Annotated in this window: 16 protein-coding genes and 1 tRNA gene; 9 read left to right on the top strand and 8 right to left on the bottom strand. The window is 42.6% G+C overall.

What is annotated here, in order from left to right; genetic code table 11:
* Nucleotides 1-50: 50 nt before the first annotated feature.
* Entirely contained in the window at nucleotides 51-776 is a 726-nt protein-coding gene (locus C7475_RS30925; RefSeq protein ID WP_110057308.1) for a hypothetical protein, read from the bottom strand.
* A gap of 512 nt (nucleotides 777-1,288) precedes the next feature.
* On the opposite strand from C7475_RS30925, the gene C7475_RS30920 reads away from it, so the two are divergent.
* The 3 genes from C7475_RS30920 to C7475_RS30910 all read left to right on the top strand — a co-directional run bounded on the left by C7475_RS30920 (nucleotide 1,289) and on the right by C7475_RS30910 (nucleotide 5,832).
* On the top strand, nucleotides 1,289-1,651 hold the full coding sequence (locus C7475_RS30920) for a hypothetical protein (RefSeq protein WP_110057307.1): 363 nt from the start codon (nucleotides 1,289-1,291) through the stop codon (nucleotides 1,649-1,651).
* 81 nt (nucleotides 1,652-1,732) lie between these two features.
* The gene (locus C7475_RS30915) at nucleotides 1,733-4,642 is read left to right on the top strand and encodes a type 2 lanthipeptide synthetase LanM family protein (protein WP_110057306.1); all 2,910 of its coding nucleotides are present in this window, start codon (nucleotides 1,733-1,735) and stop codon (nucleotides 4,640-4,642) included.
* A gap of 413 nt (nucleotides 4,643-5,055) precedes the next feature.
* Nucleotides 5,056-5,832, top strand: a complete 777-nt coding sequence (locus C7475_RS30910; RefSeq protein WP_110057305.1) for a class I SAM-dependent methyltransferase — start codon at nucleotides 5,056-5,058, stop codon at nucleotides 5,830-5,832.
* 350 nt (nucleotides 5,833-6,182) lie between these two features.
* Here C7475_RS30910 and C7475_RS30905 read toward each other — a convergent pair whose 3' ends face one another.
* The 3 genes from C7475_RS30905 to C7475_RS30895 form a co-directional block, all read right to left on the bottom strand.
* Nucleotides 6,183-6,917, bottom strand: a complete 735-nt coding sequence (locus C7475_RS30905) for a hypothetical protein (RefSeq protein ID WP_110057304.1) — start codon at nucleotides 6,915-6,917, stop codon at nucleotides 6,183-6,185.
* Between the two features lie 261 nt (nucleotides 6,918-7,178).
* A complete protein-coding gene (locus C7475_RS30900) occupies nucleotides 7,179-8,018 on the bottom strand; it encodes an SGNH/GDSL hydrolase family protein (protein WP_110057303.1) in 840 nt (279 codons plus the stop codon).
* A gap of 50 nt (nucleotides 8,019-8,068) precedes the next feature.
* A complete protein-coding gene (locus C7475_RS30895; protein WP_146217717.1) occupies nucleotides 8,069-9,658 on the bottom strand; it encodes a hypothetical protein in 1,590 nt (529 codons plus the stop codon).
* A 267-nt stretch (nucleotides 9,659-9,925) separates the two neighbouring features.
* Between C7475_RS30895 and C7475_RS30890 the strand changes: the two genes are divergently transcribed.
* Complete coding sequence (locus C7475_RS30890; protein ID WP_199236315.1) at nucleotides 9,926-10,945, top strand: SDR family oxidoreductase; 1,020 nt, start codon at nucleotides 9,926-9,928, stop codon at nucleotides 10,943-10,945.
* A gap of 159 nt (nucleotides 10,946-11,104) precedes the next feature.
* Here the strand turns inward: C7475_RS30890 and C7475_RS30885 are convergent, their stop codons facing one another.
* Together C7475_RS30885 and C7475_RS30875 are read right to left on the bottom strand one after the other, a co-directional pair.
* Nucleotides 11,105-12,580, bottom strand: a complete 1,476-nt coding sequence (locus tag C7475_RS30885) for a PLP-dependent aminotransferase family protein (RefSeq protein ID WP_110057301.1) — start codon at nucleotides 12,578-12,580, stop codon at nucleotides 11,105-11,107.
* Nucleotides 12,581-12,820: 240 nt separating this feature from the next.
* Nucleotides 12,821-12,905: transfer RNA gene (locus tag C7475_RS30875), tRNA-Ser, on the bottom strand.
* A gap of 146 nt (nucleotides 12,906-13,051) precedes the next feature.
* Here C7475_RS30875 and C7475_RS30870 point away from each other — a divergent pair.
* Nucleotides 13,052-15,088: a gliding motility-associated C-terminal domain-containing protein gene (locus C7475_RS30870; RefSeq protein ID WP_110057299.1), complete on the top strand. Its 2,037-nt coding sequence runs from the start codon at nucleotides 13,052-13,054 to the stop codon at nucleotides 15,086-15,088.
* Between the two features lie 16 nt (nucleotides 15,089-15,104).
* On the opposite strand, the gene C7475_RS30865 is transcribed toward C7475_RS30870, so the two are convergent.
* Complete coding sequence (locus C7475_RS30865; protein ID WP_110057298.1) at nucleotides 15,105-15,530, bottom strand: MerC domain-containing protein; 426 nt, start codon at nucleotides 15,528-15,530, stop codon at nucleotides 15,105-15,107.
* Nucleotides 15,531-15,878: 348 nt separating this feature from the next.
* On the opposite strand from C7475_RS30865, the gene C7475_RS30860 reads away from it, so the two are divergent.
* From C7475_RS30860 to C7475_RS30845, 4 genes are all read left to right on the top strand, one after another.
* Entirely contained in the window at nucleotides 15,879-16,370 is a 492-nt protein-coding gene (locus C7475_RS30860; protein WP_110057297.1) for a lysozyme, read from the top strand.
* Nucleotides 16,371-16,546: 176 nt separating this feature from the next.
* Entirely contained in the window at nucleotides 16,547-18,925 is a 2,379-nt protein-coding gene (locus C7475_RS30855; protein WP_110057296.1) for an ABC transporter permease, read from the top strand.
* A gap of 114 nt (nucleotides 18,926-19,039) precedes the next feature.
* Complete coding sequence (locus C7475_RS30850) at nucleotides 19,040-19,912, top strand: AraC family transcriptional regulator (protein WP_110057295.1); 873 nt, start codon at nucleotides 19,040-19,042, stop codon at nucleotides 19,910-19,912.
* 289 nt (nucleotides 19,913-20,201) lie between these two features.
* Nucleotides 20,202-20,681 (top strand): hypothetical protein, encoded by a 480-nt coding sequence (locus tag C7475_RS30845; RefSeq protein ID WP_110057294.1) that lies wholly within the window; start codon nucleotides 20,202-20,204, stop codon nucleotides 20,679-20,681.
* A 40-nt stretch (nucleotides 20,682-20,721) separates the two neighbouring features.
* Here the strand turns inward: C7475_RS30845 and C7475_RS30840 are convergent, their stop codons facing one another.
* Nucleotides 20,722-21,288, bottom strand: coding sequence for an adenylyl-sulfate kinase (locus C7475_RS30840; RefSeq protein WP_110057293.1), 567 nt, complete (start codon nucleotides 21,286-21,288; stop codon nucleotides 20,722-20,724).
* Between the last annotated feature and the right edge of the window lie 9 nt (nucleotides 21,289-21,297).

Raw genomic sequence — 21,297 nt, 5'->3', positions numbered from 1 at the left:
TAAAGCCTTTCCAGTTTAAGGAAAGGCAAATGTTTAAAAATGTGTTACTATCAATAAGGAGGGCTTGGCGCAGATATGTCGTAGTACAGGTTGTCTGAATTGAATGGTGTAAACTTATTTTCCGGGTTCTCTATACCCTGTAATACCAGACCAAATGTGAAAGTCTTATCATTTATATCAGCAATACCAGGTTTGTAAAATTCATGCAAGGCTAAATGAACACACAATGCATTGCTCTTAAGAGGTTCATCAAATACGGCATCTAAAAAGTCCATCATCTCAAAAGTGTATCCCTCCAGATATCCGTAAACGGTACTGAACTTTTCGTTTACAATATAGGTTTTATTATGCAACCAGTTTTTTATCCAGGATGCAGCTAGTGCAGAAGGGATAGTAGAGTGGGGGAATTCCTGGATTTCCGCCAAGGTGCTATAACTATTAGTGGTCGGCGTACCTAGATAATAAGCGGAAGTGGCCCTGCCATTGTTATCCACCCCGAACAGGATAATATTAAACGTAGGAGAAGCCTTATCCCGATTATCTATGCAGAATTTTGCTTTAATAGCAACAACTCCTTCTGATGATACCAGGTATTTAATGGCATCCAGGTTAAAAAGTATCGCGGTGGTCGGTTCACAATTCTTTTTAAAATAATTGGAGAGATCATTTTCTCCATTGTTATCATTTAATGCGCATAACCACATGGATATGAATGCTTGATAATCAACTGTTCCGATAAGGTTTAAAGGTAGGGACTCTTTTAATTCATGAGGCATATTTGTTAATTAAGGGTGAAAAAATAATGATCAGGATAATGGATTGAATCATATTATGGCGGCCAATTTAATGCATACCGGTTGCAGTCTCATTGCAGCCGGCATAGTGGTAAAACGCTTCATTTAACACTTAACAGGCTATTTCCGGTATGTAAAATTAGCTATCGGGAAGAGCTTAGATAAGCGGGGTAATACCTGAAATATTATTCAGGTATTTAAAGGTGTAAAAGCAGGTAAAAATACGTACACGTAAAGCTGATAAAGCGTATGATTTAATTGCTTTCTAAAACGGGTAGATCTACCTGTTTTTGGGAAACAGGTAGATGTGCGCTTAACACTTGTAACCTGCCTTTCTACTTTTGCATTGTACGATTTAACCCGTTTAAATGCCACGATATGAGTTATCAGCAGTTGTATTTAATGGCGCTTCGGGCACCGGCAAGACCTCCGCCAGATGCGTGTAATTCCCTTCCCTTGTTAAAATTTATTATTAAAAATCAAAACTAAACAAAATGTCCATCTCAAATTTAAAAGCCAACAAATGGAGTAAGACTTCTCCTATCTCAGATCTTGACAAGATTCGTATTGAATGCGGTATAGACGAATATTTTAGAAATAAATTCATCGCTGATCCAGCTGGAGTATTACAGGATTATGGTATTGATATACCAGCAGGTTTGAAAATAAATGTTCATCAGGATACAGCTACTGAATACAACATTAATATTCCTCCTTACCGCGGTAATGATTTGTCTTCAGCATCTTTACAATCTGCTTCGGCTGATAACGGTACTACCTGGTGTACTACTTGTACAGTAACGACACCTATCTGTTTCGGATCACTTGCGTCGCTCATTTGTCTGATAAACAAATAACGGATCGCTTTTATTAGCAGACCTGGTATTTTTACCCGGTCTGCCATTTCCATCATTTTATATCATTTTAAAACAAAAGCAATGAGCGCCGTTATTGATAAAAAGAACATTGAAAATGAAATGGTCTATGATGTCAGCATCGCATCTCATATAAACAATGAGCCCGCAATACCCGAATTAACTGAGCCATTGCGTTTGCAGGCCGTACGCGCATTAGAAAAACTAATCAGCGAAAAGAAGATATACATACAGGATAGCGTATTTGATGATCTTGTGGAATGGTATGGTAAAATAATTGCCAGGCTGACAAATAACCTGCTTATTCAGCGCTATTCCAGTTATTTCTTAGCTGTTTATCCGTACTGGAGGCCAGGTGATAGTCGTCCCGGCGACTGCATAACAGGAGGGTCGAGAGATATTTTGGATGAATATATTCATTGGGAAAGTGAGCAGAATTTTCTTTCCGGATGTGGCCCTTATCCCGAATTAAACCGCCTGCTAACGCTTGCTTTGAAAAACTGGACTGCTGTGATTGATGAGTTCTTCAGCAGGATGATTTTACATGCTGACGAAATGAATCGTTTTTTCGGTTCCAGCCTTCTTTCATTAGATAAAGTAAAGTCTGTAGATTTTGGAATATCTGATTCGCATGATCAGGGAAGGACAGCCGCCATTTTGGATTTTGGACCTATAAAACTAGTTTATAAGCCCCGGTCACTGGATGGTGAGTTCGGCTGGAACTATATTTTAAGCTATTTAATAACCAGTGGATTGGAGTACGATTACTTCTTACCAAAAGTCCTGAATTTTGACGGTTATGGGTTTATGGAGTTTGTTGAGCCAGGAACTTGTGATCATCGCCAGGAAGTGGCACTCTGTTACGAAAAGTATGGAGCGATTTTAGCAGTTGCTCATGCCTTCGGAACTTACGATTTACATCATGAAAATATCATTGTACGAAAGGATAGCCCTGTGGTAATTGATGCAGAACCACTGTTCAGATGCTTATTGAGGAATTCAGAAACAGGTGAAAGAAGATTGAAGTTGGATAGGAGCATTTCCCTTGAGAATATTGATTCAAGTGCATCTGTAATGGATATCGGTATGTTGCCGCATGCAATTTTCAGCCAGTTAGATAAAGATGGCAGGAAGTCTATAGACTATATTTCAGGCGCATTATATTCTTCCGGTAGCGAACCTATGAAAGACTATGTTGTGTGCGGCAGGGGATCTGATAATCTTCAGATGCTGGAAAAAACATTTATCGCATCTTCTTTTCCTAATTTGCCAACACTGGATCATGTTCTGCAATTGCCCGGCGATTACTTATCTGAAATTGAAAAAGGTTTTCGAGCGGCCTATCATTTTCTGCTCAAAAAAAAGCAGGATATTATATACAAGGATTTACTTTTGGAACAACTGCGCCATTTGAAGCTGCGCCTGCTGGTGAGGCCTACTGTGCAATATGGCATTGTATTTACGCGGTCGATCAGTATCCAGCTGCTTAAGTCACATGAAAAACGGAAGCAGAAAATAATCGAAGATTTGCAGATACTCGGAAAGCTGAGAATAGATGATATCGGCAACATTGAAATACATGAAGTCGATTCGATCATGAATGGTGATATACCCCGGTTCGAAGTGATCGCAGAAAGTGAGGAGGCCTACGAAACTCCTTTGATGTTTTCTCCTCTCGCGATGGCGAAACGACGTTTGGAAAGCATCAATAACAGAGAGTTGGAGTTGCAGGTAGTCACAATTAAAGAAAAAATTGCAGATCGCACAAAATCACTCTTTGAGTTAAATAGTAGGCCTTTCGAATCTGGCCAGCAAACAGACAAAGCTTTTGAGATCATCCGGGCAATTGTAGCGGCGACCATCTGGAAAGATGAAGCGCCATTATGGACCTACACGTCTTATGCTCCTGGTTATGGATGCACAATGGTACATGCTGACCCGGAAGCTCTTTATGACGGTGGAATGGGAACTGCAGTTGTCATTGCAGAAGCAGGCCGGCTTGCAGGTAATGAAGAGTGGATGAGTATCGCAAAAAAGGTGATTGAACCCTTTAGAAAAGGGAATACGCCTGTTAGTGTAGCAAGAGGCGGTGGATTGGCCAGAGGTTTAGGTGGAGTTATTTACGCAATTGTCAGAATTGGGGATGCTGTCAATGACCCGGAAATCATCCGGCTTGCAATAAATTTAGCGTTGAAGCACTATAAGGCAGTATTTGAAAAAGAGGAGCTGGATGAAGTGTTGCATGGACGTTCTGGTTTCCTTCTTTCGATGATAGCATTGTACAAGAGATGCCCCGGGCCTTTGTTGGAATCAATTATAGAAGATACAGCACAATCGCTGATCAAGAGGTCTGTTGTACATCATCATGGGAATTGCTGGAAGGTGCTTGATGGCAATTCTTTGCCTAATGTAAGTCACGGTACATCCGGAATGGCTATGGCACTCGCCCGTTGGTATGAATTGTCAGGAGATACAAAAGCAAAGAACACATTACTAGGCGCAATGGAATACGACAATTCTTTCTGGAGTGTGGAAGAAAATGGATGGATTGATGCAAGAGTTGACGGGATGAAGGACGAACAAAAAACTACCTGGGCCTGGTGCAATGGCCGAAGCGGCGGTTTACTGGCCAGACTGGCGGTTTCGCAAGCTATAGGCACTCCGTTTTCAGATGTTTATTCACATAATGCTCTGTGTGCAGGGCATACTGATATTTTGAAAGAAGCTGCTCCCGGATTGTGTTGTGGAACAGCGGGTGCATTAGATGCCCTGTTAAAAATTAAGGAATATCATCCCGGTGAAATGTTGAGCGAACATATAAATCAGGCCACCCGTATTATTTCACGGCATTCACCCGAAAGTCATTACTCCAATTTAATGCCGGCGCTATTCACCGGTAGTGCAGGTCTGGCATTTGGACTGATGCGTGCCGCTAATCCTGACCGCGTAAAATCCATGCTTTGGTTTGGTTGATTGACACTCAACATCATTGAATCAAATACTGCCGCATAAACAAAAAGCCTCCTGATATCATCAGAAGGCTTCTGAAAATTTTCCCAGTTGCTTAGAATTTCTCGGCGGGCTGCCGGGAACAAAGTTCAAACCGGTTTGCAGATAATTATCTGTAATTCTGAACTTCGTTAATAAAATAAATTTGAAGGACCGCTTACATAGTATTTTGGGTGTAAGGGTCTACATGGATAGTTATTATCAGAACAAAGGTCAAAATAGCTGTGATATATATTACCAGTGTTATACCAAGTGAAGATCCGTACGGTCATCGTTTTTTATGTACCAAACCTATAAAATACCTTTTTGTCTTTTATTGGAAATTCACTTACCTTTATTTCAAAATACATATCCAATTAACCTTATAAAATTGGCAAATGGAAAAGACACAGATTGAGAAGATGTCCGGGCATTGGCTGTTAGCCAAAATGGGCAAGAGGGTCTTACGTCCCGGAGGAAAGGAACTCACCCTTCGACTACTGGAAAACCTGAATATCACGGAAAGAGATCATGTTGTTGAATTTGCCCCGGGGATGGGATTTGCTGCTGCGTTAACACTCAAGAAAAATCCTAGATCATATATTGGCATAGAGCTGGACGAAGCAGCAGTGCATTCCTTAAGCAAGCGTATCAAGGGTGAAGATGTCTGTTTTATGCATGCCAATGCAGTATCTACTGGGCTTCCTGCTGAGAGTAAAGATAAAGTGTATGGAGAAGCGATGCTGACCATGCATGCCGATCATAGAAAGGTTGAGATTATCCGGGAAGCGGCCAGAATCCTTCGAAAAGGAGGGCTGTATGCCATTCATGAGTTAGGCCTGATCGATAATGCCATTGAACCGACTGCGAAAGCAGATATTCAAAGGGAGCTGGCATTGGTTACTAAAGTGAATGCACGTCCGCTGACGGCTATTGAATGGCAACAGTTATTAGAAGAGAATGGATTTGAGGTGAAGGCTATTTTGAAACATTCGATGCATTTGCTGGAACCTGGACGTATAGTTAGTGATGAAGGGTTGCTGAGAGCGTTGAAGATAGGGTTTAACATCCTGACGCATGCAGAGGCGAGGAAGCGTATACTCGCAATGAGGAGGGTGTTTAACCGATATAGGGATCAGATGAATGCAGTAGTGATGATAGCAGAGAGGGTATAGGGGAAGGCGTCGCATTTTATTTTACAGGAGTAACTAACATTTGCGTAAACCTAGGTATCAAGCCCTTAAAGGGCTCTTTTGGGGTTGAACCGCTGTCGCTTAGATTTCTCGGCGGAGAAGGATTCGACCCCCGGAGCTGTTACGTCAAAATCATTCGATCTAAGACTGCCGCCAACAAAAAACCTCCTGATATCATCAGAAGGCTTCTAAAAATTTTCCGCTGTCGCTTAGATTTTCTCGGCGGGCTACCGGGGACAACTTTCGAACCTTTTTGAGAAAGATTTAAGTGATATTATAAAATATTTTATCAAATGTAGATCTGTCTGAGCAACTCAGACCAAATTCGGCTATTATTCACTTTCAGCAAACATCTGTCCGTAAATGGGATCATTTGAGGATGTTAGTTTATATGGTTGATAATATCTAACAACAATGCCTTCCTCATTGAAAATTCTGATCTCAATTGCGGATGACTTTCCTTCTGGATTATCGTCACGGATATATACATCAACTCCCATCGCGGCTATCTGATAGCTTCCGTCAACTATTCCCGTCCATAGCGCTTCTGCTAGATGGCGAATTACCTCGTTGGAATCAGGGTATTCTTTGCCGAAGTATACTCCAACTGGGCTTAACTCGCTGTTTTTCTTTATGGCACTACCAAATGGATAAAACTCACCGGCATCTTTTAGAAATGCAGTTGCTTGATCTATAATACTTGTTCTTAATCTGTCTATATTTTCCTGAATTGTATTGGTCGTCATATCTTTGGATATTTTAAGGTACTTCTTGATGAAAATTTCCGAACGTATTATCGTGTTATCTATCACAGGCGGTGCAACCCCATATGTAATAATGTCAAAACTTGAATTTTGCAACGGCTTGGAGATTTTTGCATCCTTGTTAATACGGAGTTCGGGCCTAAATCCGTTGCCTTTGCTAATAGTTTCCTGACCTCGCAGCTGTTTTGTAAATCCTTGATTGTCTATTACGGTGATACTGGGCCAGCCCAAACGGAGTATATGGGGCCACGGTCTTTTTCCCCTGAGTAGATAGCACAACGAGGATATCAGAGTTATCTGCATAGCCAATATTTTGGAGACCTCAGATAGCAAAGGTATTTTTACAAGTCCACATATATGCTGGTTATAGGCTCTAAATTACTTATGTGCCTGATTGATTGAATGCCCAAAACAAAAAAAACTTTAGGTCCACAAATATTATTTGAACATGCTTATTACTAAACGGTTTCTACGCAACTGTACCATAGACAATAAGATCGATAACCCGGCAGTGAACCTGAAATCCCGATCGCACGGTATGAGGAGTGGGCTTGATATATGCATCTAACGCGGAGACAAACCAAGTTGCCTGAATGCATCTGCAAGCGCAGATGCTATGATGGAATTCCCTTTATCAGATGGATGTAACCCGTCGTATGTGAGGTTTACCGCATCCGGTGGATAGGGATATTCATCATTTTCAGGATTGAATGGTATGCTCACAGATACCGGGTAAGCATAATTAACATATTTACCGTTTTTGGGATTTTTAAGACGTTTGAACTTTACCATGTTCTCCAGTTTAAGCAGTGGATGATGATACAGGTCGACAACAGGGATCTGTTCATAGCGTCCAATAGTTAAAACCGCATTGGCAAATTCTTCCAATGCCTGCCCGTTTTTTCTCTTATAGGAGCCGAAAGCATTATTTTTAGCGTCTTCGATATAAATGAAATCGTTACGCTGCATCGGTGTGATCAATACGATCTTTGCTTCGGGATTCAGTTGGCGGATCTTGTTGATAATGATCCGGAATGAACCGTAGACTGTTGTATTTCCATTGTCATGCTGGTAGTCATCTATCTTTCCTACCGGTCTGCCCTGCCACCAGTCGTTAGTACCGAGAAAAACAGAATACACATCCGCTTTGATCAGACCAAGACTTTCAATGTTATCGGCAATCCCACCTGATGTCCATCCATTATGCCCCTGATTAATATATCTTAGATTGGGTAATATCTCAGTCACGCGGGTTAGGTAACCCTTTGATACCCTGTTACCCGTTTCATCCGGATGATCGTTGAGATAGGTGATGGAATCGCCGATGGCCACCCAGGTTAATTCTTTCTCCCTGAATGAACACAGTAAGATTACGGCAAGTGATATTGATAGAAACTTTTTCATAGCGTTTTTAAAACTTCAAAATATTTCAGTGCTGACAAAATGCTGGCAAATTATTGTTGATCTGTCAGTGTTAATACGATACGCTGCGCTTTAGGTCTTATGCGGTATAAACTGCCATTGGTGGTTTTCTCTATTGTGCCCTGTGCTGTTGTAAGCCGGTAAGCATGACCATCAAATTCATATAGTGCACTATTACCGGTTATTGATCTGAACGCAGATTCAGCACCCTTAGCTACATAGAGGTCCAGGAACCAGTCATTAGCCGGGTTCTTTTTTGCCGTGATAGTTATTGCTTTTTCATTCATGTCAATTTCGAAAGATCCATTTCCCACTGGCCATGAAGCGCGGGCTGTAGTTTTGTTTACATTTGTAAAGATAGGATTCCCCCCCTTAACAGGAATTTCGTCTCCATTATTGTTCATCATTAAACGAAATCCTTCAGGCTGACCGCGCTTACCCCATTGGAATCCATCTACCAACGGAAGTGTATAAAAGAAGCTCTGATTAATAGTGGTCACATCTTTCAGATATTTATCCGGTACAGTTTCGTTAAATAAATGAATATCCGTAATACGCAGTTCTCCATTTCCCCAAAGTAGATTAGTTCTATAGAAACGGCTGTTGTACCAGACAGTTTTTTTATCACTATCACCCAGATCTTTACTTACCGTAACGGTAGTTGCAGGGGTAACTTTATAGGTCTTTTTAAACCATTCACCTGACTGTGATATGGTTTCTACCCGGACCTTGCCTTGCTCCCGAAGACGGGCGATGATCGGCAGCTGTAATTCCAGTCCTTTTTTCATCGCATTCCAAGTGAAGGAATTTTCCTGTCCCGTCTGGGTGTAATTATAACCGAGCGATGGGTCGTTGGCGAAAGATTGGAAAAACCAGTTAATCCATTCCTCATTTCCGCCGGCATGCGTGTAAACCGGCTCAAGTGTGGTCACGGTACTTCCATCGGCATATTGTCTGATAGGATCACTCCCCAGCATCCTGAAAACTGGTACCGGCAGCTGTTTTTCGGCATGCTGGGCTGGCATGTAAGCGTTTACACGGCTTGGATAGTATGCCTGATTCCAATAACCTCCCCATAGGGTAAAGCCATCGGTCCCAACCTGGTCTTTACAGTTTGCCGATGCAACGATCTTATATTTATCATACATGTAGTTCAGAGAGTGGGCATCAATCACCCACGAGGCGATTGATTTTGGATAGTACCCAAATATTTGTTTAAAGTCAGCGAAATAAACATCGATGATCTTTTGCCTTTCAGCAGGTGTGTAGCCAACGGAAAAACCAATATCGGAATGCCAGTCCCAGGCATATTTCCCCCTCCATCTGATACCTGCTTTTTCTATCAACGGCTGTGGCAGTTCCCACCAGGCCCCGATTTCAAATTCATCCGGCGACAGTGTTTTCAATAATTCCTGGTATCGCTTATCGATGAGGGCGTCGTATTGTAATAAAAAGGTCCCGCCAAGATGATATTGCTTCATCAGTTTAATCTGATTGACAACTGTTTCATAAAGCACATCTTTGGTGATGTTGTTGTCCCGGGGTTCGATATCGCGGATGAAATTAACAATATTGATGATCTTCGGTTCAGCGCTACGCTGTGCATGTACTGTAATACTCATCTGGGAGCTTACAACTGCCAGAAAAAATAAAAATCTGGCACTGTTTAAGTTTAGAAAACGGGTCATTTTAGAATTTTATACCCCGAATATAATAAGTAGATAAATAGGTGTCATCTATTTTATCATATTTGCCATCCCGGATGCGGCTATGTTCGGCCAGGTAAAACAGTTTGTTCAGGTAAGAACGAAAATCTGTTGAGGTATGCAACCTCCGGTTAACATAGGAAGTGTTTGTATCTAAGTATCTTGTTAATCTGCCCGGTGAAGATGGATTGGCAAAGAAACATTACAGAGGAAGAGCGAAGAAAGTTCCGAGATCTTCGGCGCCAGTCAATTTTCTGCTTACCAGATTTGGTCCCCGTTTACTTCCTGGATGATATTATTGTCCTTATTTATTTGAATGTGGACTGTCTCAAATCTGAATATTGGATGGTCATCGTCATCTATTCTATGCCTTATTTTGTAAATAAACAAGATAGTCGCTTCGCATTTATAGTTGAAGTCTGTTTTTATTTCATCAAGTCTTATTTAAATAATTTAATCATGAAAATCTTGGTAATCGGAGGAACTGGCCTAGTAGGCAAAGGTGTAAGTAAAAAATTGGAAAGTATGGGTAATGAGGTAATTATTGGCGCCTCCTCGTCCGGCATTAATATCCTGACGGGGGAAGGACTAACACAAGCCTTGACGGGAACTGAAGTCGTAATCGATCTTTCCAATTCTCAATCTCCGGATGATCAAATCGCCTTGGATTTTTTTCGCACGGGCTCTAAAAATTTAATTGGAGCTGAAAAGCTTGCTCATATCAAGCACCATCTGGTACTTTCTATTGTCGGAACAGATCGGGCACAACATATAGGATATCTGCAAGCAAAAAAGTATCAGGAAGATGCCGTAATCGAATCTGGTATACCCTATACTGTCATTCGTTCGACTCAATTTCATGAGCATGTAAGCACAATTATCGCTGTTCAGGGCGAAGGCCGGAACGTCCATGTTTCAACAATCGATTATCAACCGATAGCATTGCAGGACGTTGTAGATTATGTGGTAATGTTCGCTTTGGAACAGCCCAAAAACAAGATAGTTGAAATAGCAGGGCCTGATTGCGGATTGATGAACAATTTCGTGGAAAACTACTTGAAGGTGAAAGGGGAAGATAAGGTTGTGGTATCTAACCAGGATGACAAATACATGTTCTATAGCATGCCAAAATCAGGATTAGTTCCTTCAGGCGATTTTTATCCGGGTAAGATAAGGTTCGATGACTGGATAAAGAATTCATAATAATTACGTTGAATACCTTTACACAAAGTCTAACCGACTCTGTTATTAAAATATTTCTGTTTATTGTTGAAGGATCCAGGTTTCAATGGGGACGAGGGGCGCTTTTGAGCGCAGTGTTAAATCTTCCGATAGCTTGTCCTAATATAGTGACAGGGATGTTTACCAGGATCCTTTTAGTGCATGTGCGAAAGATTGCATTTCATTTGAATTCAGCGAGGCAAAGCCTAACCTTATTCCATTGACGTCATTCTTATATTTATAGATGCTGCCATCGTTCATAAATACACCACGGGTGGCAAGCCTTTCCGAGAGTTGGGGTATGGAGTACTCAGGATCAAATAAAGTCCAAACTGCCATACCCCCATTAGGAACACTGAACTTGGCAGTATTTCCCAACGAGGAATTTAATAGTTCGCAGAACTCATCCCGTCTCTTTTGGTATAGTTTTACAGATCTTCTTAAATGTCTTTGCATTTCGCCGCTGCTGAAAAGATGGGCAACAGATTCTTCAAATAATACATCACCACGAATATCCAGAGCTTGCTTCAGCTTTGATGCTTGCCATATAAAATCTTCACCACCAATCAAATATCCCAGCCTGATGGTTGGAGCTAATGTTTTAGAAATTGAGCCAATGTAAAGAACAAAGTTCTCGTGTTCAGCACTGGCTAAAGGCAATATTGGAGCATTCCCATAGTGAAAATCATAGTCGTAGTCATCTTCGATTACAGGAAGACGATAACGGCGAATAATATCTAAAAGTTTGACTCGTCTTTCGGCACTGAGCGTGACAGTTGTCGGGTGGTGGTGATGTGGAATGACATAAAGGAGGCTTGGTGTTGATTGCTTGCAAATGTTTTCAATTGCATCGACATCAATGCCGTCATGATCAACCTTAACCTTTATAAGCTTAGCACCGAGTTGTTCAAAAAGCCTGTCTACCAACGGATAGTTAAGGTCGCCGACAATAACTGTACTGCCAGGCTGGAGTATCATACTGGCCGCGACAGATATGGCCAATTGTGCGCCGTGGGTAATCAGAACTTGCTCAGGAGTAATGTCGAGTGCCCTTGTCTTAGACAAGAATAGAGCAAGTTCAGTTCTTAACGAAATACTTCCGTTCGAGCCATCAGCTAATAATTTATTGTGGACATTCGTTCTTCTTGATAAAAATTTGTACCTGTCAACTATCAAATCTAATGGTGCAATCCTGGCATCAGGATAACCATCATTAATCATCAGCTGATAAGGTTTTAGCTGCCTTGTTATTGGTTGCCGAACAGCAATCTGTCGGTAAAAGATCTCTTGATTCTGTGATGATAGTTTCTCTGGGGTGCTCACTTCGAACGACCTGGGGCTCGTTACCGGTAATTGCTGCGCAACGAAGTTGCCTTTCCGTTTTATTACTTCAAGCCAACCCTCGGCCTGTAATTCCTCATAGGCAGCAATTACCGTTGTACGGTTTAATTTTAGCATTGACGCCATATCCCGACTTGCTGGCAATTGATAACCAGGTTTTATTTTCCCATTTTTTATCAGTTCTATTAAACTATTAGAGATCTGTTTGAAAATGGGAATTGCGGACTGTCTCTCAACAGCGATGAGTGTACTAAAAGGTAATGTTTGCACTGCCATATTTAAAGGTATGTACTCTACATTTAAAATCAATTGTTTATCTTAAAGATGAGCTACAGCGCGAATTTTACCTGATAATGGCGTCAAATGAAGGATGGAGCAGCCGCCAACTGCAGGACCGTATACCCCAAACCTGCTACAGTCGAAATCATGCAATCAATAATTACCACAATAAAAAAAGCCTTCTGATCTGATCAGAAGGCTTCTAAAAATTTTCCGCTGTCGCTTAGATTTTCTCGGCGGAGAAAGAGGGATTCGAACCCCCGGACCTGTTACAGTCAACAGTTTTCAAGACTGCCGCAATCGACCGCTCTGCCATTTCTCCGCTGCAAAAGTATAAAACTGATTTAATTTTCAAAAAAAAACTTTTCAATATAACACGATACCCACGTAAAATCCTTTGTGTTGTTGGGTTTGCTCAGAAAAAAAAACTATTTTTAGGGTATTACAGATACCCAGTACGGATTAAACATGCGATCAAAATTCATTTTCCTGTACCCGCTCATCTGCCTGATGTTTGTAAACATTGTTACAATCCAGGCACAAACCACCTGCACTGAGATCGGCCAAAACCCATCCACTGCCTTTCCCGTTTGTGGAACAAAGGTCTTCAGCCAGGAGTCCGTGCCGAAATGTGGTGGACGGGAAGTTATTGGCCCCGCTTGTGAAGGCGGACAAGACTACGGATTTCAGGATGTTAACCCTTACTGGTATAAATTCACCTGTTATAAAGGCGGAACTTTAGGATTTAAGATCACGCCTAAAGTATTGACAGACGATTACGACTGGCAGCTTTTTGATGTTACAGGCCATAAACCTGAAGATGTTTTCACCGACCTCAGTTTATATGTATGCCGTAACTGGTCGGGAGAAGGGGGAGTGACCGGAGCATCAGGAGCTGGTAGAACTTTTAATGTATGCGGAGGGCTTGGACAGGACCTGTGGAGTAAAATGCCAACGTTGATCGAAGGACACGAATATCTGTTGTTGTTAAGCCATTTTACGGACATTGGACAATCAGGATATGATCTCGAGTTCACCGGAGGAACGGCAGACATTACCAGCCCTGGAATACCCGCTATCAAGTCGGCGACTTACCATTGCCTCAACAATACCATCAGTTTAAAGCTCAGCAAAAAAACACTTTGTAAAACATTAACGACACAGGGAACAGAGTTCATGCTCACCAGGGGAACAGGTACTGTAAGAGGAGCTATCGGAGTAAATTGTTCAAATGGTTTTGATAGTGATTCACTGATCTTACAATTGAGCGCACCGCTGGCCCCGGGCGACTATACCCTTGCTGTAAAGAGTGGTAGCGACGGTAACACCCTGCTGGACGTTTGTGGTAACGGGCTCGCAGTAGGTGAAAGTGTTGATTTTCAAATCGGGACGCCTCCCGTGGTAGAATTGGTAAATACAATGCCGGTGGGTTGTGCACCGGACGTTATAAAAGTAGTATTATCAACGGCGGTACGTTGTGGGTCTATCGCCCCGAACGGTAGCGACTTCAGGATCACAGGAACACCTGGAGGAACTATCCGGGCAGCATACGGTAACTGTAATGGGCTGAACCTGACAGATACGGTGTTCATCCAATTAACACAGCCATTGGTGAGGGAAGGGGATTATACCATCACGTTAGTCACTGGTATGGATGGAAACTCGATAATGGGAGAATGCGGACAACTGGCGGGTCCTGGCCAAACCGTTACCTTTCATACAGCCGATACCGTTTCAGCTGATTTTGACTTCGCGCTGAACAGAAATTGTAAAGTAAGTACATTGGACCTGACGCATGATGGCGCCAACAATGTGAACTACTGGCGATGGACTTTCGACAGTACAGATAACCGTTATACGCAGAACGTAACCAAAGTATATGGGGACTTTGGACTAAAACATGTTTCCCTGCTGGTATCAAACGGTACCTGTACAGATTCCGTTGCCAGAGATATCAACCTCGAGCGTACACTGGCAGCACTGTTTACAATAGACCCCGGACCTTACTGTCCGATGGATATTGCTACAGCAAAAAATGAAAGTTGGGGAAATATTATCTCGTATATATGGGATTATGGTGATGGCAGGATAAGCACAGGCCCCGATCCTTTACCGCAGCAATATTATCCTACCCGTAAGGAACAGGACTACAGGGTACGCCTGATAGTGGAAGACAACCTTCATTGCCAGGATACGGCGGATCATATGATCACAGCCGTGATGAGCTGTTATATTGATGTGCCTACTGCGTTCTCTCCCAATCATGATGGGATGAACGATTATCTGTACCCGCTAAGTGCATATAAAGCCATTGACCTGGAATTTTCTGTATATAACCGTGTAGGACAATTGGTATTCCAAACGACCGACTGGACAAAGAAATGGGACGGTACCATAAAAGGTAAGCCGGCCGATATAGGGTCTTACGTTTGGATGCTCAGTTATACAATGAAGGAAACGGGCAAAAAAATATTTCGTAAAGGTACCACCTTACTACTGCGCTAGCAGTAGTAAGGCTGATTTATACGATTGATGAGGTATGCGTTTCACAATCCCTGCAACCTCTCCAGTTAGTGATATGAGCTGTGATCAAGAGCACAGCGCCAACGATCTTAAAACCAATTTCCAGTAGTCCGTGGCCGGCAAAATTGCCCGTTATCATCAATACTAATCCCAACACAAAATAAACCAGGACGGACTTCTGCCTGTGCTGATGCCTGTATCCCCGCCAGATGGCCCAACCACCGGCAATTAAAGAGACAGATACCGTCAATACTTCCAGAAAAACATTTTTCAGCAATTCAACGCCAAACAGGCTAAGAGTGGTAAAAGCCAAAGGTAGCAGCACACAATGAACGGCGCAGGCCAATGAAGCGCCAATGCCAATAGCATCCCACTTTACCTGGTACGGGGGCTTTGTCTCAGTAATTCTCTCAGTTTTCTCCATAGTATCCTCTTTACATTCAAAAATTCCCTCTTCTACGGATATACCCCGCAGGGACGATGGCTATTCCGGGCAACAAAAGTATAACAAATGAAACAATGATGCAAAAAGTATTAAAAATACGCCAGTCTTGATAAGATTAAGGGACTCTCCAGCCAGGCAAAATACCCGGATGTCCCGGAGATGCGTCGTGTATGCGTCGTATATACGTCGTATATACGTCGTGTTTGAGTATGGAAATTAATTTTAATGTAATCAATGCAAATAACCGCTGATCCCGCTTAACATTGATAGATAATATATTTATTATATCTTTAATGCCTAAGAATCTAAACATTTAATCTCTACACTATGGAACTAGGAGAAAAAGGGGAGAAGCTCATTAAACATTTCGAGAAATGCCGTCTGACGGCCTACCAGGACAGTAAAGGCGTCTGGACGATCGGTTGGGGCAATACCGTTTACGAAGACGAAAAGGCTGTTAAAAAGGGAGATGTGATCACCCAGCAACGTGCAGATGCCCTGTTTGCCAACATCAAAAAAGGATTCGTAAGCAACGTGAACAAGCTGGTTGCCGGCGTAGCGCTGAAGCAACAGCAGTTTGACGCCCTCGTATCTTTCGCGTACAATGTCGGCGCCGACATGAACAAGAATGGTATTGCAGAAGGACTGGGAGACAGCACCTTGCTGAAGGTGGTAAAAGCCAACCCTAAAGACCCCGCTATTGTTATCGAATTCCTGAAATGGAACGTATCCGGAGGTAAGGTATTGGATGGTCTTACCCGCCGTCGTAAAGCAGAAGCGTACCTTTACTTTTCAGGAGAGCTGGAGTTTTTTGAATAGCAGCTGGCCGTCCCGGCCATTGCGTTACTGTAGTGCCCCTGTCCGCAATTGAACAACATTTATATTAAAACCGAACAAAAAAGGGAACCCCTGATTATATAAGTTGTTGATAATAAATAAGTTTATATTGTGGTATAGTATTCATTGGTAATGATCAGATCAAAGATCTTTTTCTGATGCTCAGTAACTACATAAAAATTGCCTGGCGAAACCTTGTTCGCAACAAGACTTTTTCCGCTATTAATATATCGGGTCTTGCCCTGGGTATGGCCTGCAGCCTGCTCATCATCCTCTGGTTGCAGGATGAACGTAGTATGGATGGCTTTCATGCAAATGGCGACTATTTATACCAGGTGTATGAAGGTCAGTCGTACGACGGAAAAGCAGATGCAGGCTATACCACACAGGGCTTGCTGGCGGAAGAACTGAAAAAGGTGATCCCTGAAATACAATACGCCAGCGGTCTGGAATATGCTGCCCAACCTGGTATTCCCAATACCTTTGAGGTAGGTACAACTGCTGGTAAAATGGAGGGCTATTATGCCGGGACGGATTATCTCAGCATGTTCAGTTATCCATTATTACTGGGTAATCCGCAGAAAGCGTTAAATAACATAGGCGATATCGCCATCTCCCGTAAGATGGCTACCTTCTTTTTTGGTACCCCGGAGAATGCAATAGGTAAAAGCATACGTTTTGAAAATAAGGAAGACCTGCAGGTGACTGCAGTCTTTGAAGATGTGCCCGCGAATTCCTCACAACATTTTGAATTTCTACGCAGCTGGCCCGCTTTTGTGGCACAAAATAACTGGGTCAACAATTGGGGAAATACCAGCCCGGCTACATTTATTCAGTTAAGAAAAGATGCTGACCACAATAAGGTAGCTGCGAAGATGAAAGATTTCATCTACCGGTATAAAACAAAAATCGCAGGAGAAAATATTGAACTGGGTATACAACCGTTTCCGGAAAAATACCTGCATTCGGTGTTTAAAAATGGTGTGCCTGAAGGAGGGCGTATTGAATATGTACAATTGTTTACTCTTGTAGCGATCTTTATCTTACTGATCGCCTGTATCAATTTCATGAACCTGACTACCGCCCAATCTGCCAAACGTGCGAAGGAAGTAGGACTACGGAAGGTGATAGGTGCAGACCGCTCTTTATTGATCGGCCAGTTTATGGGAGAAGCGATGCTGCTGACAGCCTGTGCTTTCGTGATCGCTGTCTTACTGGCAATACTATTGCTCCCTGCTTTTAATACGTTAACGGGAAAACAATTATCATTACCACTCACACAGCCGCTGTTCTGGTTATCATTGATTGCATTGCTTGTTTTGACAGGGCTTACAGCTGGTAGCTATCCTGCTTTATTCCTTTCTTCACTAAGTCCCGTAAAGGTGCTGAAAGGCGGATTGAAGATCAACGGAGGAAATATCTTCCTGCGGAAAGGCCTGGTAGTGTTCCAGTTCGCACTTTCTATTATACTCATCATCAGTATGATCGTGATATACCGGCAGATGGATTATATACAAACAAAGAACCTGGGATATGACAGAGAAAACCTCGTTTACATTACTATCGAAGGAAACCTGGTCAGCCATTACGCCCACTTTAAGGAAGAAGCATCTAAACTACCGGGTGTTCTCAGTATATCAAAAATGAGAAACACACCTACCATCATAGAACATCACACCGGTAATGTCGGCTGGGCGGGCAAAGATCCCAATGAACCAGCATCCTTTGCAGACGGTATTGTGGGATATGATTTCGTAAAAACAATGAAGCTGCAATTGAAGGAAGGACGCGACTTCTCAACTGCATACGGTACTGATTCCACCGCTTTCCTGCTGAATGAAATGGCTGTGAAAAAGATCGGATTGAAAGATCCCGTTGGACAAATGCTAACCTGGGCAGGTAAACAGGGAGCTGTTATAGGCGTGCTCAAAGATTTTCATTTTAACTCTATACATCAGACCATCGATCCGCTGATCGTCCGGCTGGATGAAGACTGGTCATGGGGAACAATTCTTGTCAGGACCAAAGCTGGTCAGACAAAGACTGCAATTGCAGGCCTGGAAAAGCTGTGCACTGCATTGAATCCCGGATTCCCCTTCACGTATCAGTTCTCCGATCAGGAGTATACAAAGATGTATAAAAGCGAACAGGTCGTGAGCACACTCTCTAATTACTTTGCTTTACTGGCAATATTTATTTCCTGTCTGGGCTTGTTCGGACTGGCTACATTTACAACGGCGCAGCGTACGAAAGAAATTGGCGTACGTAAAGTGCTCGGCGCTTCAGTGCCCAATATAACGGCTATGTTGTCAGGCGATTTCCTTAAACTGATCATTATTGCGATGATACTGGCATTCCCGCTGGCCTGGGTCTTTATGGATAAATGGCTGCAGGGCTTCGCTTATAAGATAGGCATCGAATGGTGGATGTTTGCGCTGGCAGGGATTTCCACCGCTTTAATCGCATTACTGACCGTAAGTTATCAGAGTATCAGGGCCGCATTAATGAACCCCGTTAAGAGCTTGAAAATGGAATAAGTTGATCAGCTATGCATAATCCGGATCATCAGCCGGTAGAAAATTCATTAATTTAGCCTGTCGTCATTGCTGATGGCAGGCTAAATTATTTGCAGATACTCAAGATTTAAATGGATGGCTAAAAAGGTAATTCCGGTTTATGATGTAGGTGCTATATCAGGAGTGAAAGAAGATGATATCCAGATCAGCAGATTTGCGCCATACCTGCGTGTACACGAGAACCTGCGCAATGCGCACAAACATACCTTCTACCATGTCATGCTGTTCACAGAAGGTGCAGGTACGCATACTATTGACTTCAAAACCTTTCCTGTAAAGCCTTACCAGATCTATTTCATGATACCCGGTCAAGTGCACGGTTGGCAGTTTGAAGGTCATGTAGATGGTTATATTCTTAATTTCTCAGCTACTTTTTTGCATTCATTACTCCTGAAACCGGATTACCTGGAGCAGTTTCCTTTCTTCAGCGGAGACGTCGGCGAAGCTGTAATAAATCTACCAGATGAGTTGCATAAGCCTGTGGCAGCGATTTTCGAAGGGTTGATCAGGGAAAGTGAACAGCGGGCCCGCATGTCAGTAGACATGATACAAACATTGATGCTCCAGTTATTCATCCTGGTGGGCCGTCTTAGCTTTGATAAAACATCTTCTCATACCAGTGCATACAACTACGCATTGCTGAAGAATTTCCAGAAACTTATAGAGAAGAACTATAGCACTTTGAAACTGCCGAAAGACTATGCAGAGCGTTTGTTTATTACCCCCAATCATCTGAATGCCCTTTGCAACAGTGTACTGGGCATGTCGGCGGGAGAGGTGATCCGCAACCGTATCATCCTCGAAGCAAAGAGATTACTTACCAACCAGGACTCCACGATCTCTGAAATCGCGTACCAGCTGAATTTTGCAGATAATTCTTATTTCACGAAGTTTTATAAGAAGTATACAGGACAGACACCTGAAGAGTTCAGAAAGAGCCTGCGATAGTTACATTAAATAGTCAGCAGAAAAGCAGCAGCTACGAGTATAACAGTCAATAATACTTCTACCCGTATTTTACGGCCCATCCGCTTTTGCTGAATGGCAGAGGAAAATGTTGTCGTGTTCATCATTTGTGGAATTCTAATTATAGCAACTTACGATTTAAGTCATTTCAATATAGGGAAAAAAAGGGATAATGAGTAGAAAATGAGCATTTTTTAGAGTAAAACTTAGGGTTTTTTAAGATAAGAAAGTCCGTTTTCCCTACTTTTAGAAAGGACAATACTATACCCAAATGAAAAATATAATTCTTGCTTCAGGCATAATTGGCCTGCTGTTTTTCATTTCATCCTGCGCTTGCGTACCGCTCAGAAAATATAATGATAAGCGCGTTTCCAGATATGTTAACAGAAACCTTCAGTCTGTATATGCCCTGGCTGATAGTTTACAGACGGCCGCGAGTGGCAATAAAAAATCCTCCGGTGAAAGTAATTTGAAAGACCGCCAGGTAAAGAAAATAATGAAAATGCTTGGAGATGGGACTACCGTAGATTTCCGTAAAGGTTACTGTCCTCAGAACGACAGCATTGAACCTTGCGACAGTGTGGTCATTTTTCAAAGGATGTCTATCCTTTTAGGGATCAGAGAAGTCATCTATGATTTTTCTGCAAATCAAAAGTCTTACCGTGACGATCTTGGTTATCGCAACTACTATAGTTTCAGGAAGGCCGCGCCAAAGATCTATATCAGAAGAAGGCAGATCCCCATGATGTAAGTGGATCGCCGGAATATCATCATGTATGATCAGCAGGAATTTATTCTGCGGATGATTTTGATGCGCTACCCGAAATCCGAAGGGATGATAGCTGACAAAGGAAACTGACAGTCTTGCTAACGGATTCCTCCACATCTAAACTGCCTGTGTCCAGGACAAGGTCCGGGTACTGCGGTTCTTCAAATGTATCGTTCAGTCCTGTCAGATTATGGATCTTATCCGGATGCGTGTCGGGCAATAGCGCCTTCCGGTAAAGCCCTTTTGGGTCTCTCGCTATAAGCGCCTGTATATCGCATTTCAACCAGATCAACGCCGCGCCGTATTTTGCATTAAGTGCATGCCTGGCTTCTTCGTAGGGATTAATTGCCGCGATGAATACATAGTCATAGTCCGCTGCTATGGAAGCCGCATAAGCCCCCAGCCGGGCGATATTTTCCAACCGGTCAGCTTTACTAAAGCCCAGGTCTTTACACAATGTCTGCCGGTATACGTCGCCGTCTATCAGTTTAATTTTGATTTGCTGTTGATTGCCCCATTCCAGCAGTGCATTCGACAATGTCGTTTTGCCTGCTCCTGATAAACCTGTTAGTTGAATGATATGTCCCATTGAAACCTG

Origin of the sequence: Chitinophaga sp. S165 (genome assembly GCF_003182155.1) — a bacterium.
GTDB lineage: Bacteria > Bacteroidota > Bacteroidia > Chitinophagales > Chitinophagaceae > Chitinophaga.
Note: the sequence above shows the minus strand (reverse complement) of the source record. Positions and strands in the feature narration are given on the sequence as shown.